14 protein-coding genes are annotated in these 13,108 nt (G+C 68.6%); all 14 read right to left on the reverse strand.

Going from position 1 to position 13,108, the window contains the following annotated elements:
• Window positions 1–76 precede the first annotated feature (76 nt).
• The 14 genes from ACZ7OH_RS10325 to rplJ all read right to left on the reverse strand — a co-directional run bounded on the left by ACZ7OH_RS10325 (window position 77) and on the right by rplJ (window position 13,025).
• Window positions 77–1,030, reverse strand: coding sequence for a hypothetical protein (locus ACZ7OH_RS10325; protein ID WP_470280870.1), 954 nt, complete (start codon window positions 1,028–1,030; stop codon window positions 77–79).
• Window positions 1,031–1,116: 86 nt separating this feature from the next.
• Entirely contained in the window at window positions 1,117–1,701 is a 585-nt protein-coding gene (locus ACZ7OH_RS10330) for a hypothetical protein (protein ID WP_470280545.1), read from the reverse strand.
• A gap of 36 nt (window positions 1,702–1,737) precedes the next feature.
• Window positions 1,738–3,003: an MCE family protein gene (locus tag ACZ7OH_RS10335; RefSeq protein ID WP_470280546.1), complete on the reverse strand. Its 1,266-nt coding sequence runs from the start codon at window positions 3,001–3,003 to the stop codon at window positions 1,738–1,740.
• Window positions 3,003–4,181: an MCE family protein gene (locus ACZ7OH_RS10340; protein ID WP_470280547.1), complete on the reverse strand. Its 1,179-nt coding sequence runs from the start codon at window positions 4,179–4,181 to the stop codon at window positions 3,003–3,005. The genes ACZ7OH_RS10335 and ACZ7OH_RS10340 overlap by 1 nt, the downstream gene beginning before the upstream one ends.
• Window positions 4,178–5,359: an MCE family protein gene (locus tag ACZ7OH_RS10345; RefSeq protein ID WP_470280548.1), complete on the reverse strand. Its 1,182-nt coding sequence runs from the start codon at window positions 5,357–5,359 to the stop codon at window positions 4,178–4,180. The genes ACZ7OH_RS10340 and ACZ7OH_RS10345 overlap by 4 nt, the downstream gene beginning before the upstream one ends.
• Window positions 5,356–6,342, reverse strand: coding sequence for an MCE family protein (locus tag ACZ7OH_RS10350; RefSeq protein WP_470280549.1), 987 nt, complete (start codon window positions 6,340–6,342; stop codon window positions 5,356–5,358). The genes ACZ7OH_RS10345 and ACZ7OH_RS10350 overlap by 4 nt, the downstream gene beginning before the upstream one ends.
• Window positions 6,339–7,367 (reverse strand): MCE family protein, encoded by a 1,029-nt coding sequence (locus ACZ7OH_RS10355; protein ID WP_470280550.1) that lies wholly within the window; start codon window positions 7,365–7,367, stop codon window positions 6,339–6,341. Before ACZ7OH_RS10355 ends, ACZ7OH_RS10350 begins: the two co-directional genes overlap by 4 nt.
• Entirely contained in the window at window positions 7,364–8,689 is a 1,326-nt protein-coding gene (locus ACZ7OH_RS10360) for an MCE family protein (protein WP_400900778.1), read from the reverse strand. The genes ACZ7OH_RS10355 and ACZ7OH_RS10360 overlap by 4 nt, the downstream gene beginning before the upstream one ends.
• Window positions 8,686–9,522: an MlaE family ABC transporter permease gene (locus ACZ7OH_RS10365; protein ID WP_003060266.1), complete on the reverse strand. Its 837-nt coding sequence runs from the start codon at window positions 9,520–9,522 to the stop codon at window positions 8,686–8,688. Before ACZ7OH_RS10365 ends, ACZ7OH_RS10360 begins: the two co-directional genes overlap by 4 nt.
• A 4-nt stretch (window positions 9,523–9,526) precedes the next feature.
• A complete protein-coding gene (locus ACZ7OH_RS10370) occupies window positions 9,527–10,279 on the reverse strand; it encodes an MlaE family ABC transporter permease (protein ID WP_086675527.1) in 753 nt (250 codons plus the stop codon).
• 38 nt (window positions 10,280–10,317) lie between these two features.
• Complete coding sequence (locus tag ACZ7OH_RS10375; RefSeq protein ID WP_400900780.1) at window positions 10,318–11,514, reverse strand: ABC transporter ATP-binding protein; 1,197 nt, start codon at window positions 11,512–11,514, stop codon at window positions 10,318–10,320.
• A 288-nt stretch (window positions 11,515–11,802) separates the two neighbouring features.
• The gene (locus ACZ7OH_RS10380) at window positions 11,803–11,940 is read right to left on the reverse strand and encodes a hypothetical protein (protein WP_400900782.1); all 138 of its coding nucleotides are present in this window, start codon (window positions 11,938–11,940) and stop codon (window positions 11,803–11,805) included.
• A gap of 93 nt (window positions 11,941–12,033) precedes the next feature.
• Entirely contained in the window at window positions 12,034–12,420 is a 387-nt protein-coding gene (rplL, locus tag ACZ7OH_RS10385) for a 50S ribosomal protein L7/L12 (RefSeq protein WP_400900784.1), read from the reverse strand.
• 50 nt (window positions 12,421–12,470) lie between these two features.
• A complete protein-coding gene (gene rplJ, locus ACZ7OH_RS10390; RefSeq protein ID WP_086860692.1) occupies window positions 12,471–13,025 on the reverse strand; it encodes a 50S ribosomal protein L10 in 555 nt (184 codons plus the stop codon).
• Between the last annotated feature and the right edge of the window lie 83 nt (window positions 13,026–13,108).

A 13,108-nucleotide genomic window follows, 5' to 3' on the forward strand; every position in this document is an offset into this window, starting at 1 on the left:
GTGACGGCGGCTCACCGGGCCGCTGCGGGCACGGAAACGGCCCGCGACCGATCGGGTCGCGGGCCGCCGCCGGGAGCTACTTGGTCGGCGAGGGGGACGCCGGCGCCTGGGTGGCCGCCGGGACCTTGGGGGCGTTGTAGGTGTCCATGTCCGTGATCTTCCACTTGTCCCCTTGCAGCTGGGCGTTCAAGTGGAGCTGGGCGGTCCCCGCCGTCGTCTTCTTCGTGTCCGTGCGGGTCGACGTCTGGTCGACGAAGACCATCACCTTCGCCAGGTCGCCGTTCAGCATGATCACCGCCGCGCGGGTCACCTTGCACGTCACGACCATCTTCTGGGCCGGCGCGAGCCGCTTCACCTCGCCCATCAGCGAGTTGTACTTGTTCTTGACGTCGTCGTTGGCGAGCAGGTCGTTCGCCGCGTCCTCGGTCTTCTTGATGTTGTTGAAGTCGTACGAGAAGAGCGCCTCGGCCGCCTTGGACACCGCGTCCTTGACCTGGGCCGTCTTCGCCACGTCCAGCAGCGCCGTGTTGCTCGTCGCCGAGGAGACGGCGACCTCTTCGGACTTGAACCAGAACGCCAGCCCGCCCAGGACCAGCGCCACCAGCACCAGCGCGCCCGCGACCACGTACGGCCGCTGCGCCCTCGGCCTCGCCGGCTCCTCGTCCGCGACGTCGGCGACCGGGACCTCGGACGCGTCCGTCGGCTTCGCGATGCCCGTGTCCCGCTTCTTCCGCCGCGGGGCCGGCTTCGCCGGGGCCTCGTCGGCCGGCTCGGCTTCGGGCTCGCCCGTGAGCGCGTCGACCTGCGGCTCCTCCTCGGTGCCGACCGCCGCGAAGACCTGCGTGTCCTCGGCGGACGCCGTGTCCAGCTGCCCGCTGTCGGCGTCGAAGGGCTCCGGGGCGGGCTTGGCCGCCGGTCGCGGCGCCGGCCGGGGTGCCGGGCGCGGCCGCGGCTTGGCCGGGACCGCGGGGAGCTGGCCGGTCCGCTCGGCGGCGGACTCGTCCGTCGGCGGCTTGCGCAGGCCGGCCACGCGCGGCCGGCGCGACGGCGGGGTGCTGCTGCTGCGAGGCGGCTGGCGGCGGGAGGGGGGCACTACAAGCTCCTTAAGAGGTGACGCTACTGGCCGGCCGCGACGAGCGGGACGCTGTCGATGCCGGACAGCTTCCAATCCTCGCCGACGCGGGTCATCGACACCTCGAGGCGCAGCGGCTTCGCACTGCTCTTGTCGCCCTGGGTGACGGTCGTGGCGATGGCGGCGAGGAAGCTGGCCTTGCCTTCGTGGTCGTCCAGCTCCTCGACGGCGATGTCCTGGACGTCGGTGACGACCTTCGTCTTGGCGTCGGCGAGCGCCTTGCGGAACGTCGGCGCCGACTGGTCGATCTGCTGCGACATCTTGTCGTCCGAGACCGACTTCTGCCGGGCGAAGAACCCGTCGAGGTCCTGGTAGTCGACCTCGGTGTAGGCCTTCAGCGCGTTGGTGCCCGCCTTGACCACGGCCTCGCGCGAGGCCGCCAGGCCGGCGTTGTCGTCGTTGGCGGCCACCCACCACTGGACGCCGAAGATCGCCGCCGCGATCAGCGCGGCCAGCGCCAGCGCCGCGGCGCCGAGCACCAGGACCCGCGACGGATCCCGGCCCGGGGCCGCCGGAGCACCGGCGGGCTCCTCGTCCACCGCCACGACGGCCGGCTCGTCCGAACTCATAGCACTCCAGGGTAGGTAACGGTCATCAAATCCACGTCAGGCGAGCCCGAGCAGCGAACCCAGGCTGTTCAGGCTGACGCCGGGGCTGCCGACGATGCCCGGCACGCCCCGGGTGTTGCGCTCGTCGGCCAGCTCCTGCGCCGGCCGGTTCGCGTTGGCCGAAACGTCGGAGTCGGACGGCGCGACCGGCACCCCGCCGTACGGCGCGTTCTGCGCGCCCCGGACGTTGATCGGGCTGCCCTTCGGCTCGGCACAGTACGCGTCTTCCTTCGCCGGCTTCGCCGAGAGGTCGTTGCCGGTGCGGTACTGCGAGTACGGCAGGTACCCCTTGGTGCACGACGGCGGGTTGAACAGGTTGAGCACCAGGCCGAGGTGGGCGGTGCCGTCGCCCGGCGCCACGCTGCTCGCCGCGCCGGCCAGCGCCGGGTAGGTGACCAGGCCCTGCTCGATGCCGTCGAGCCGGGTCACGGTCAGGTTGGCCGTCGTCAGCAGGTTCGCCGTCAGCGCGCCGAGGCCGGGGCCGGACTCCTTCAGCACCTGGCTGATCTGCGTCGCCACCTGCGGCGTGATGCCGATGAGCTTGCGCAGGTCGCCGTCGGAGCTCTTCAGGGTGCCGGTCAGCTCGTTGAGGCTCTTGCTGAACGACGCGAAGTTCGCCGCCTCGGCGTTCTGCGTGTCCAGGACCTTGCCGCCCTGGTCGAGCAGCTGGATGGTCTGCGGCAGGTACTGCTGCGCGGTCGTGGTGAAGCTGCGCGCGGTGTCCAGCAGCTTCTGCAGGTCGCCGCCGGTGCCGCGGAAGGCGTCGTAGGACTCGTCGACGACCGTGCGCAGCGAGTCGACCGGTACCGACGCGGCGAGGCTGTCGAGGTCGCCGATCAGCCGGTCGGTGCTGACCGGGGTGGTCGTCTTCGACGCCGGGATGACCGAGCCCGACGCCAGGTACGGGCCCTTGTCGGCCTTCGGCTTGAGGTCGACGTACTGCTCGCCGACCGCCGACCGGTTGGCCACGACGGCGTCGAGGTCGGCCGGCACCTGGGGCGCCGACGGGTCGATGTTCAGGTCGGCCTCGAGCCCGGTCGGCGTCAGCCGCATGTCGCCGACCCGGCCGATGTTGTAGCCGCGGTAGGTGACTTCGGCGTTGGTGAAGATGCCGCCCGACTCGTTGAGCTGCAGCTTCACCGTGTAGCCGCTGTTGCCGAACACGGTGCCGAGCCCGGCGAACCGGATCAGCGCGTACACGATCGCGACGATCGAAATGACCGCGAAGGCGATCAGCTGGATCTTCGTCCGGCGGATCAGCATCAGCCCGCACCTCCCGACAGGAGCCCGAAGAGGTTGCCGAGGCCCGGCTGCGACGTCCCCGACTGCTGCCCGGAGCCCGGGATCGGCAGCGGCGGCGGCTGGTTGGCGGGCGTGCCTTCGACGCCGCCGGTGAGCCCCGGCAGCGGGATCTGCCCGGCCAGCGCGTTCTGGCGGCTGTTGCCCAGGTTCTCGACGACGGTCTTCAGGTTCAGGTCCACCTTCGCGTACAGGTTGAAGTAGTCGCCCTTGACGCCGTTGACGGCCTGGTCGCTGAACGGGAACGTCAGCAGGATCTGCAGGGCCTTCGGCAGGTCGTTGCCCGCCTCGCCGAGCTTCTGCAGCGTCGGCGTCAGCGCCTTCAGGTCGGCGACGAGGTCCTTCTGCGACTTGTTGACCGTGTCGGTCGCGACGCCGGACAGGTGGTCCAGCGCCTGCAGCATCGTGACCAGCTGGCCGCGCTGCTGCTCGAGCACGCCGAGGCCGGGCCCGAGGTTGTCGACCGCGCCGACCAGCTTGTCCTTCTGGTCGTTCAGGGTCGAGGACAGCCGGTTCAGCCCGTCGATGGCCCGGGTGATGTTGCGCGACTGCTGGTCGAGGTTCGTGACCAGCTGGTTCGCGTTGTCCAGCAGCGCCTTGATGTCCGGCTCGCGGCCGGAGGTGGCCTTGTTGAGCTCCTTGGTGATCGTGTTGAGCTGGTCGATCCCACCGCCGTTGAGCAGCAGCGACAGCGCGCCGAGCAGCTCTTCGACCTCGACGCTGCGGTTCGTCCGGGCTAGCGGGATGGTCGCGTTGTCGGCGAGCTTGCCCTGGGCCTGGTCGTCGCCGGGCGAGGCCAGCTCGACGTACTTCTCACCGAGCAGGCTCGACTGCTTGACGTTGGCGAGCGCGTTGGCCGGCAGCTTGACGTCGCCGTTGACCTTGAGGGTCACCAGCGCGTGCCAGCCGTCCTTGGTGAGGCCGACGTTCTCGACCCGGCCGATCGGCACCTCGTTGACCTTCACCCCGGCCTGCGGGGTCAGGTCCGTCACGTCCCGGAACTCGACGTTCACCGTGTACGGGTGGTCGCCGAGGTCGGCGCCACCGGGCAGCGGCAGGTCGTAGATGCCGTTGAAGGCGCAGCCGGACAGCGTCAGCGCGGACACCGTGGCGAGTGCCCCGACGGTCAGGAGCTTCTTCACTGGCCACCTCCGTAGAGCTGCCCCGCGATGGGCAGCGGGAGCGGCGGCAGCTGACCGGACTGCAGGGCCTGCACGGTCTGCGCCACGGACGGCAGCGGGATCACCTTGTCGACCACGCCGGCGATGCTCTCGCAGGCGTTGCCGAGCACGTCCGGAATGCCCTTGCCGGCCTGCTTGAGCAGCCGGCAGATCATCACCAGCGGCGGCTGGGTCAGCTCGTTGAGGTTCGGCCGGGCGTCGAGCGTGCCGGACGCGCCGTTGTAGGTGTTGACCAGGTTGCTCAGGCCGACCGGCGCGACGTCCAGGATCTCGGCGAGCGAGCTGCGCTGGTCGACGAGCACCTTGGTGATCCCGGCCAGCTTGTCCACATTGGACTTGAGCCGGTCGTGGTTCTGGTCGATGAACGCCTGTACCGAGGTGAGCGTGGTGCCCAGCTGCTGGACGGTCGCGGCGAGGTTGTCCTTTTCCGACGCCAGGTAGCCGCTGACGTCGGCGAGCTGGCTCTCGAAGCTGCGGACCGACTTGTCGCTGTCGGCCAGCGTCTGCGAGAACTTGCCGAGGTTCTCGACGGTGGTGAACAGGTCGTCCTTGTTGCCGGCCAGCGTGCCGGCCGCCTGGCCGAGCTTGGTGATCGTGTCGTGCAGCGCCTGGCCGTTGCCGTCGACGTTGGCCGCCGCGGTGTTCAGCAGGTTCGACAGCGAGCCGTTCTTGTTGGCGCCGTTCGGGCCGAGGGTCTCGCTGACGCGGGCCAGGCTGGCGGCCAGCTGGTCGACCTCGAGGGGCACCTCGGTGCGGTCGAGGCCGATGACCGCGCCGTCGGAGATCCGCGGGCCGCCGGTGTAGGCCGGGGCGAGCTGGACGTAGCGGTCGGACACCAGCGACGGCGCCACGATGAGCGCCTTGGCGTCGGCCGGGACGGCGACCGAGCGGTCGTACTCGAACTCGACCTTGACCTGGTTGCCCATGGGCTGGATCTTGGTGACCGTGCCCATGTCGACGCCGAGCATCCGCACGCTGTTGCCCTCGTACAGGCCGACGGCGCCGGCGAAGTACGCGGTCAGGTGGTTGCGGCCGGCGTCCTTGAGGGTCCACCAGATCCCGCCGGCGACGACGAGCGCGAGGACGATCGCGATGGTGAAGCCCCGGGTCAGGGCCGCTCCGAAGCGGGTGTCACTCATTTCGTGTAGCACCCCTCTTCGTTGATCGGGCCCATCGACGGCAGCAGCAGGCCGCAGATGTAGTTGTCGAACCAGCGGCCGTTGCCGATGGTGTTGGTGAAGACGCGGATGAACGGCGCGAACTTCTTGATGCCCTCGGCGAGCGAGTCCTGGTTGCGCTGCAGCATCGACGTCAGCTGGTCCAGCGACGTGAGCACCGGGTCGAGCTGCTTGCCGTTGTCGTCGATCAGGCCCTGCAGCTGCGTCGCGAGCTCGCGGGAGCCGTTGAGCAGCGACGTGATCGCGTCTTCGCGCTTCGACAGCTCGTCGAGCAGCTTGTTGCCGTCGGTGAGCAGCTTCTGCACCTCGGCGTCGCGGTCGACCAGCGTCTGCGACACCTGACGGGTGTTGGCCAGCAGGTTCGACAGCTGCTGGTCGCGCGAGGCGATCGTGTCCGACAGCTTCGACAGCCCGGACAGCGCGCCCTTCACGTCCTGCGGCGTGTTGGCGAAAGTCTGCGAGATCGTGTCGAAGCTCTGCGCCAGCTGCTTGGTGTCGATGTTGTCGACCGTCTGCGAGAGCCCGCGGAACGCGTCGAGCACGTCGTAGGGGGCCATCGTGCGGTCGCGCGGGATCGCCGTGCCCGGGTTCAGCGAACCCTGGCCCTGCGGGTCCAGCGACAGGTACTTCTGGCCGAGCAGTGTCTTGATCTTGATCGCGGCGGCGGTCCGGTCACCCAGCCAGGCGTCCTTGACCTTGAACGACACCTTGACCGACGCGCCGTCGAGCTGGATGTCGCTGACCTTGCCGACCTTGACGCCGGCGATCCGGACGTCGTTGTCCTTCTGCAGCCCGGAGGCCTCGCTGAACTCGGCGCTGTAGGTGGTGCCGCCGCCGATCACCGGCAGGTCGTCGGAGTTCAGCGCCGCGATGAACCCGAGGGCCAGGACGGCGATGCCGACCAGCGCGATCGGGACGGGGTTGCGCTTCTGGAAGGACTTCATCCCGTGCACCTCGCCCGGTTCACGGGGAGCAGGGGCAGGGCCACGTCGTTGATCAGAGGGGGCAAGCTGACGCTCCCGGAGAACTCGCAGGCGTAGAAGTTGAACCAGGAGCCGTAGTCCGCGGTGCGGGTCAGCGTGCTCACCTTGGTCGGCAGGAACTGGATGAAGTGCTCCAGCTCCGGCTCGTTCTTGTTCAGCTGGTCGGTGAGGTTCCCGAGGGCGCTGATGTCGTTCTTCAGCGGCTCCCGGACGTCGCCCAGCAGGCCGGAGGTCGTCTCGGCGAGGTTGCCGAGGCTCTGGATCGCGTCACCGATCGGCTTGCGGTCGGCGGCGAGGCCGGACGTCAGCTGCTGCAGCTTGATGATGAGGTCGTTGAGCTGCGGGGTGTGGGCGTTGACCGTGTCGAGCACCGAGTTGAGGTTGTCGATGACCTCGCCGATCACCTGGTCCTTGTTGGCGATCGTGGTGGCCAGCGACGCGGTGTGCGAAAGCAGGCTCTCGACGGTGCCGCCTTCGCCCTGCAGGACCTGGATGACCTCGTAGGACAGCTTGTTGACGTCGTCCGGGTTGAGCGCGGTGAACAGCGGCTTGAAGCCGTTGAACAGCTCGGTCAGGTCCAGCGCCGGCGTGGTCCGGTCCAGCGGGATGGTGCCGCCGGGCTGCAGGGTCTTGCCGCCGCTGTTCTCCCCCTCGCTGAGGGAGACGTAGCGCTGGCCGACCAGGTTGCGGAACTTGATCTGCGCGGTCACCCCGGCCGGCAGCGTCCGCCCGGCGTCGACCTCGAACTCGACCTCGGCCTGGCGCTTGTCGACGATCTTGACGTCCTTGACCTGCCCGACCCGGACGCCGGCGATGCGGACGTCGTCGTTGGGCAGCAGCAGCGTCGCGTCGGTGAAGCGCGCCTTGTAGGCGTTGGTGCTGGTGGTGTTGATGTTGGCGATGCTGATCCCGAGGATCGTGGTGAACAGCACGGTGACGACCACGAAGATGCCGAGCTTGATCAGCGGCGCGAGCAGGCCCCTCACTTCACCGTCACCTCCGCCCCGCGGTAGAGCGGTCCGACGAGCAGCGAGCTCCAGCCCGGGACGTCGGCCGCGTTCATGCCCAGCTGCGGGCCGAGCAGGTCGGCCAGGAAGCCCTGCTCCGCGCTCGAGTACGCCAGGTCCCCGCCGCTGCCGTTGCCACCGGCCGCGTCCTGCTTGAACTTGGCCGGGTTGAGGCCTTCACCGACGGTCTTCGGCGCGGCCTGGTGCTGCGTGCCGTCCTTGAACGCGCCGTCCGGCGGCTCGGACGGGAACGGCTTCGGGATGTCCTTCATGTCGTAGCAGCGCGGGCCGCGCTTGTCCTCGAACCGCGGCTCCTCCTTGCCCGCCTTGTACGGGGCGCGCGGCACGATGATCTCGATGGTCGCGTGCAGGCCGGGCTGGTTGGTGCCCTTGCCGAGCGCCTGGTCGATCAGCGGCACGTTCTGGGCCATCTGGGAGATCACGCAGGGGTACTCCGGCGCGTACTTCGCCAGCAGCTCGGCCGTGGGCCGGGCGGTGTCGACGAGGGAGATGATGTTGTCCTTGTTGTTCTGCAGGAACGTCTGCAGGTCGATCGACGCGGTCGTCAGGCTGCCGTAGAGGTTCGACAGGTTCTGCTGCTCGTCGACCACGGTCCGGGTCGTCGTGCTCAGGTTGTCGAGGCTCTGCACGAGGTCCGGCGCGGCGTCCTTGAGGTGGTCGGAGAACTCCGCCAGCGCCTTGAGGTTGTGCTGCAGCTCCGGCTCGTGCGGGTTCAGCTCGCCGATGTAGGTGCCCAGCTGCGTCAGCGTGTCGCCGAGCTGGTCACCGCGGCCCTGCAGCGCCGTCGAGATCGCGGTGAGCGTCGCCGACAGCTTCTGCGGCTGCACCGCCTGCAGCACCGGCATCAGGTGCTCGAACGCCTGGTCCAGCTCGACCGCGCTGGACGTCCGGTCCTGCGGGATGACGTCGCCGCTGGAGAGGGTCTTCGCCGACGGGTCCTTCGGGATCTCCAGCGAGACGAACCGCTCGCCGAAGAGCGTCTTCGGCAGGAACCGCGCCGAGACGTTCTCCGGGATCAGCTTCGCCGACTCCGGCTTGAGCGCGAGCGTCAGCTCGGCGCCGTGGTCGGTGGCGACGATGTCCTGGACCGACCCGACGATCAGCCCGCGCACCTTGACGTCGGACTGCTTGATCAGCTGGTTGCCGATCTTGTCGGCCTGCAGCTTGACCGTGACGACCGGCGTGAACGCCTTGTCGTAGAGCGCGATGGACAGCGCCACCCCGCCGACCATCACGGCGATGAGCAGCAGGCCGAGCAGCCTGCGTCGGAGCGTCCTCATCCCGCGATCCTTACCGTGACGTCGGTTCCCCAGATGGCGAACCCGATGAAGAAGTTCATGATCGACACCGTGACGATGGACAGGCGCACGGCCTTGCCGACCGCGACGCCGACGCCGGCCGGCCCGCCGGTCGCGCGGTAGCCGAAGTAGCAGTGCGACAGGATGATCAGGACGCTGAAGAGCAGCACCTTGATGAACGAATACAGCACGTCCTGCGGTGGTAAGAACAGGTCGAAGTAGTGGTCGTAGGTACCCGCGGACTGGTTGTAGATGTAGATGACGACCAGTCGTGACGCGAGGTACGAGCTCAGCAGGCCGATGATGTAGAGCGGGATGACCGCGACGAAACCGGCGATGATCCGCGTCGTCACCAGGTACGGCAGGCTCGGCACGCCCATGACTTCCAGCGCGTCGATCTCCTCGGAGATCCGCATGGCGCCCAGCTGCGCGGTGAACCCGGCGCCGACCGTGGCGCTCAAGGCGAGGCCCGCGACCAGCGGCGCGATCTCACGCGTGTTGAAGAACGCCGTCAGGAAGCCGGTGAAGGCCGACGTCCCGATCGAGTTCAGCGCCGAGTAGCCCTGGAGGCCGACGAGGACACCGGTGAACAGCGTCAGGCCGACCATCACGCCGACCGTGCCGCCGATGACCGCGAGCGAGCCGGACCCGAAGCTGACCTCGGCGAGCAGCCGGAGGACTTCCTTCGTGTAGCGGCGCAGCGTCCGCGGCGTCCACAGCAGCGCCCGGCCGTAGAACGACATCTGGTCACCGAGGGTGTCCAGTGTCTGGAGGGGACGGTTGGCGACGCGTTTAGCGCCCTGGAGGAACGTCATCGCGCTAGTCCAGCTTTCCGGGCACGATCTGCAGGTAGATCAGGGTGATCACGAAGTTCACGACGAAGAGCATGAGGAACGTGATGACCACCGACTGGTTCACCGCGTCCCCGACGCCCTTCGGGCCGCCGGAGGGGTTGAGGCCCCGGTAGGACGCGACGACGGCGGCGATGAACCCGAAGATCAGCGCCTTGAGCTCACCGACCCAGAGGTCGGGCAGCTGCGCGAGGGCGGAGAAGCTCGCCAGGTACGCACCCGGCGTCCCGCCCTGCAGCACGACGTTGAAGAAGTAGCCGCCCAGCACGCCGATGACGCTGACCATGCCGTTGAGCAGCAACGCGACCAGCATCATCGCGAGGGTGCGCGGCACGATCAGCCGCTGCACCGCGGAGACGCCGAGCACCTCCATCGCGGCGATCTCCTCGCGGATGGTGCGGGCGCCGATGTCGGCGCAGACGGCGGAGCCGCCCGCGCCCGCCACCAGCAGCGCGGTGACCAGCGGGCTGGCCTGCTGCACGGTGGCGAGCACGGAGCCCGCGCCGGTGTAGGACTGCGCGCCCAGCTGGCGGGCGAGCGAACCGAACTGCAGCGAGATGACCGCGCCGAACGGGATCGCCACGAGGGCCGTCGGCAGGATGGTCACGCTCGCGATGAACCACGACTGCTGGATGAACTCCCGCAGCTGGAACGGGCGCTGGAACAAGCCGCGAATGATGTCCAGGCCGAGTGCGAACAGGTTCCCGGTCTCGCGGAGCATGCCGATCCCGGGGATCTTCGCCTGTGATGCGGGAGAGCTCACCGGCCACCTGGCCCGTTGTTCGGCGGCATTCGGTGCGTGCCGGGTCTCGGCGGCTGGCCGCCCGGGATCCGGGCGACCTGGTCGGCGGGCAGCTGGCCGTGGTGCTGGTTCGGCACGCCGTCACCCTGCGGGCGCGCGCCGGCCGGGACCTGCTGCTGTTGCTGCTGCTGGGCGTGCGCGACCTGCCGCGGGCTGACGCCGTAGTGGCGCTGCTCCTCGGGGCTCAGCGACGCGATGATGCTCTGCTGGGCGGCGTCCGGCAGCCGGTGCATGATCTCCATGACCCGGTCCTTGCGGCGGACCGCGCCCATCCGGGTCGGCACGCCCGGCGTCGGCTGCATCTGCGGCGGCACGCCGCTGACGTCCTCGACCCCGCCCGCGTGGTGACCGGCGTCGAACATCGCCTGCTCGGCCGCGATCTGGGCGCTGTCCTTCTCCTCGGACATGCCGATCGGGCCCTGCATCTTGCCGTTGAGGAACTGCTTGACGACCGGCTCCTCGCTGGTCAGCAGCACCTCGCGCGGGCCGAACATGACCAGTTCCTTGCGGAAGAGCATGCCCAGGTTGTCCGGGACCGTGCGGGCCAGGTTGATGTTGTGCGTGACGATCAGGAACGTCGCGTCGATCTGCGCGTTGACGTCGAGGAACAGCTGCGAGATGTAGGTGGTGCGGACCGGGTCGAGGCCCGAGTCCGGCTCGTCGACCAGGATGATCTCGGGGTCGAGCACCAGGGCGCGGGCGAGGCCGGCGCGCTTGCGCATACCGCCGGAGATCTCGCCTGGGAGCTTCTTGTCGGCGCCGTTCAGACCGGTCATGTCGAGCTTTTCGAGGACGATCCGGCGGATTTCCGTTTCGGACTTCTTCGTGTGCTCGCGCAGCGGGAAGGCGACGTTGTCGTAGAGGTTCATCGAGCCGAACAGCGCGCCGTCCTGGAAGAGGACGCCGAAGAGCTTCCGGATCTCGTAGAGCTTGTGCTCGGAGCAGGTGACGATGTCGACGCCGTTGATCACGCACCGGCCGCGGTCGGGCTTGAGCAGCCCGATCATCGACTTGAGGAACACCGACTTGCCGGTTCCCGACGGTCCGAGCATCGCCGAAACCTCGCCCGGGGGCAGGGTCAGCGTGACGTCCCGCCAGATGGCCTGCTTACCGAAGGACTTGGTCAGGCCTTCGATGACCACCTCGGCACCCATCGCACCTCCAGGAGCTGTTCCGCGTCATTGCGCCCGCTGCCACACCCATGCCACCCCATGCCGGCGGCGGGTGCGGGCCTGGCGCCCCAAGAACCCGCGTCAACCAGGTGCAACGAGCTGAGTGCGAACAGGTTACTCACCAGTTTTCTTTTCTGGCCAGCCCTGGGTTCATCGACACCCCGCCGTGATCGGCAACTGCAGGCACGGTAGTCCATTCGGGGCAACGACGCAGATCTCCGAAGCCCGGAACCCACGATTTAGGGACCCGGGGCTATTCGGACAGCACTCCTAGGGGATCAGCGTGAAGGCGGCGACGACCAGCAGGAACACCACGGGCGCGACGACGGCGGCCAGGGAGAGCGTGAGGAGGGGTTCGCGGTCGGTCAGCTGCTGCGCGAGGAGTTCGACGTACTCGGGGTCGGTCATGGTCATCGAGTCGCTCGGGAGAACGTCGATGCAACAAAAGGGCGGGCACCCGTGGGTGCCCGCCCTTTCGCGGTGGCGCTTGCGCGCCTTGAATCACTTGATGGAGATCTTGGCGCCCGCGGCCTCGAGCTTCTCCTTGGCGGCCTCGGCGGCCTCCTTGTCGACCTTCTCCAGGAGGGCCTTGGGAGCGGCCTCGACCAGCTCCTTGGCCTCCTTCAGGCCCAGACCGGAGACGACCTCGCGGACGACCTTGATGACCTGGATCTTCTTGTCGCCGGCGCCCTCGAGGACGACGTCGAACTCGTCCTGCTCCTCGACCGGGGCGGCAGCGGCGCCCACCGGGCCCGCGGCGGCGACGGCGACCGGCGCGGCGGCGGTCACGTCGAAGACCTCTTCGAACTCCTTCACGAACTCGGAGAGCTCGAGGAGGGTGAGCTCCTTGAAGGCGTCGATCAGCTCGGCGGTGCTCAGCTTCGCCATGATGGCTTCCTCTCAGAAAAAACGAACTAGACGTTCGGGGTGGGGGTGGTTCAGCTCTCGGCGGGTGCTTCGGCTGCTTCGGTACCGGCGGCGTTGCGCTGCTTCTCCTCCAGCGCGGCAGCCAGGCGGGCGACCTGGGACGCCGGCGCCTGGAACAGCGCGGCGGCCTGGGACAGCTTCGCCTTGAACGCGCCCGCTGCCTTGGAGAGCAGGACCTCACGGCTGTCGAGATCGGCGATCTTGTTGATCTCGTCCACGGACAGCGCTTTGCCGTCCATGTAGCCGCCCTTGATCACAAGCGCGTTGTTGTCCTTCGCGAAGTCGCGAAGCGCCTTGGCGGCGTCGACCGCTTCACCCTCGACGAATGCGATGGCGGTGGCACCGACGAACAGGTCTTCGAGCCCCGTGACGCCCGCGTCTTCCGCGGCACGCTTGACGAGGGTGTTCTTCGCGACCCGGTACTTGGCACTGGTGCCGAGAGCGCGGCGCAGCTGGGACAGCTGGGACACGGAGAGGCCGGTGTACTGGGTAACGACGGTGGCCGAGCTGTTGCGGAAGCTCTCCGCGATCTCGGCGACGGCCGCCACCTTGTCGGGCTTCGCCATGGTCGCCTCCTCTCTTGGCTAGTGTTTCCACTGGCATCGAGGGGCCCCCGAAACGACGAAACGCCCTCGCGCAAGCAGGCGCG

Source organism: Amycolatopsis sp. NPDC114478, from assembly GCF_055633805.1.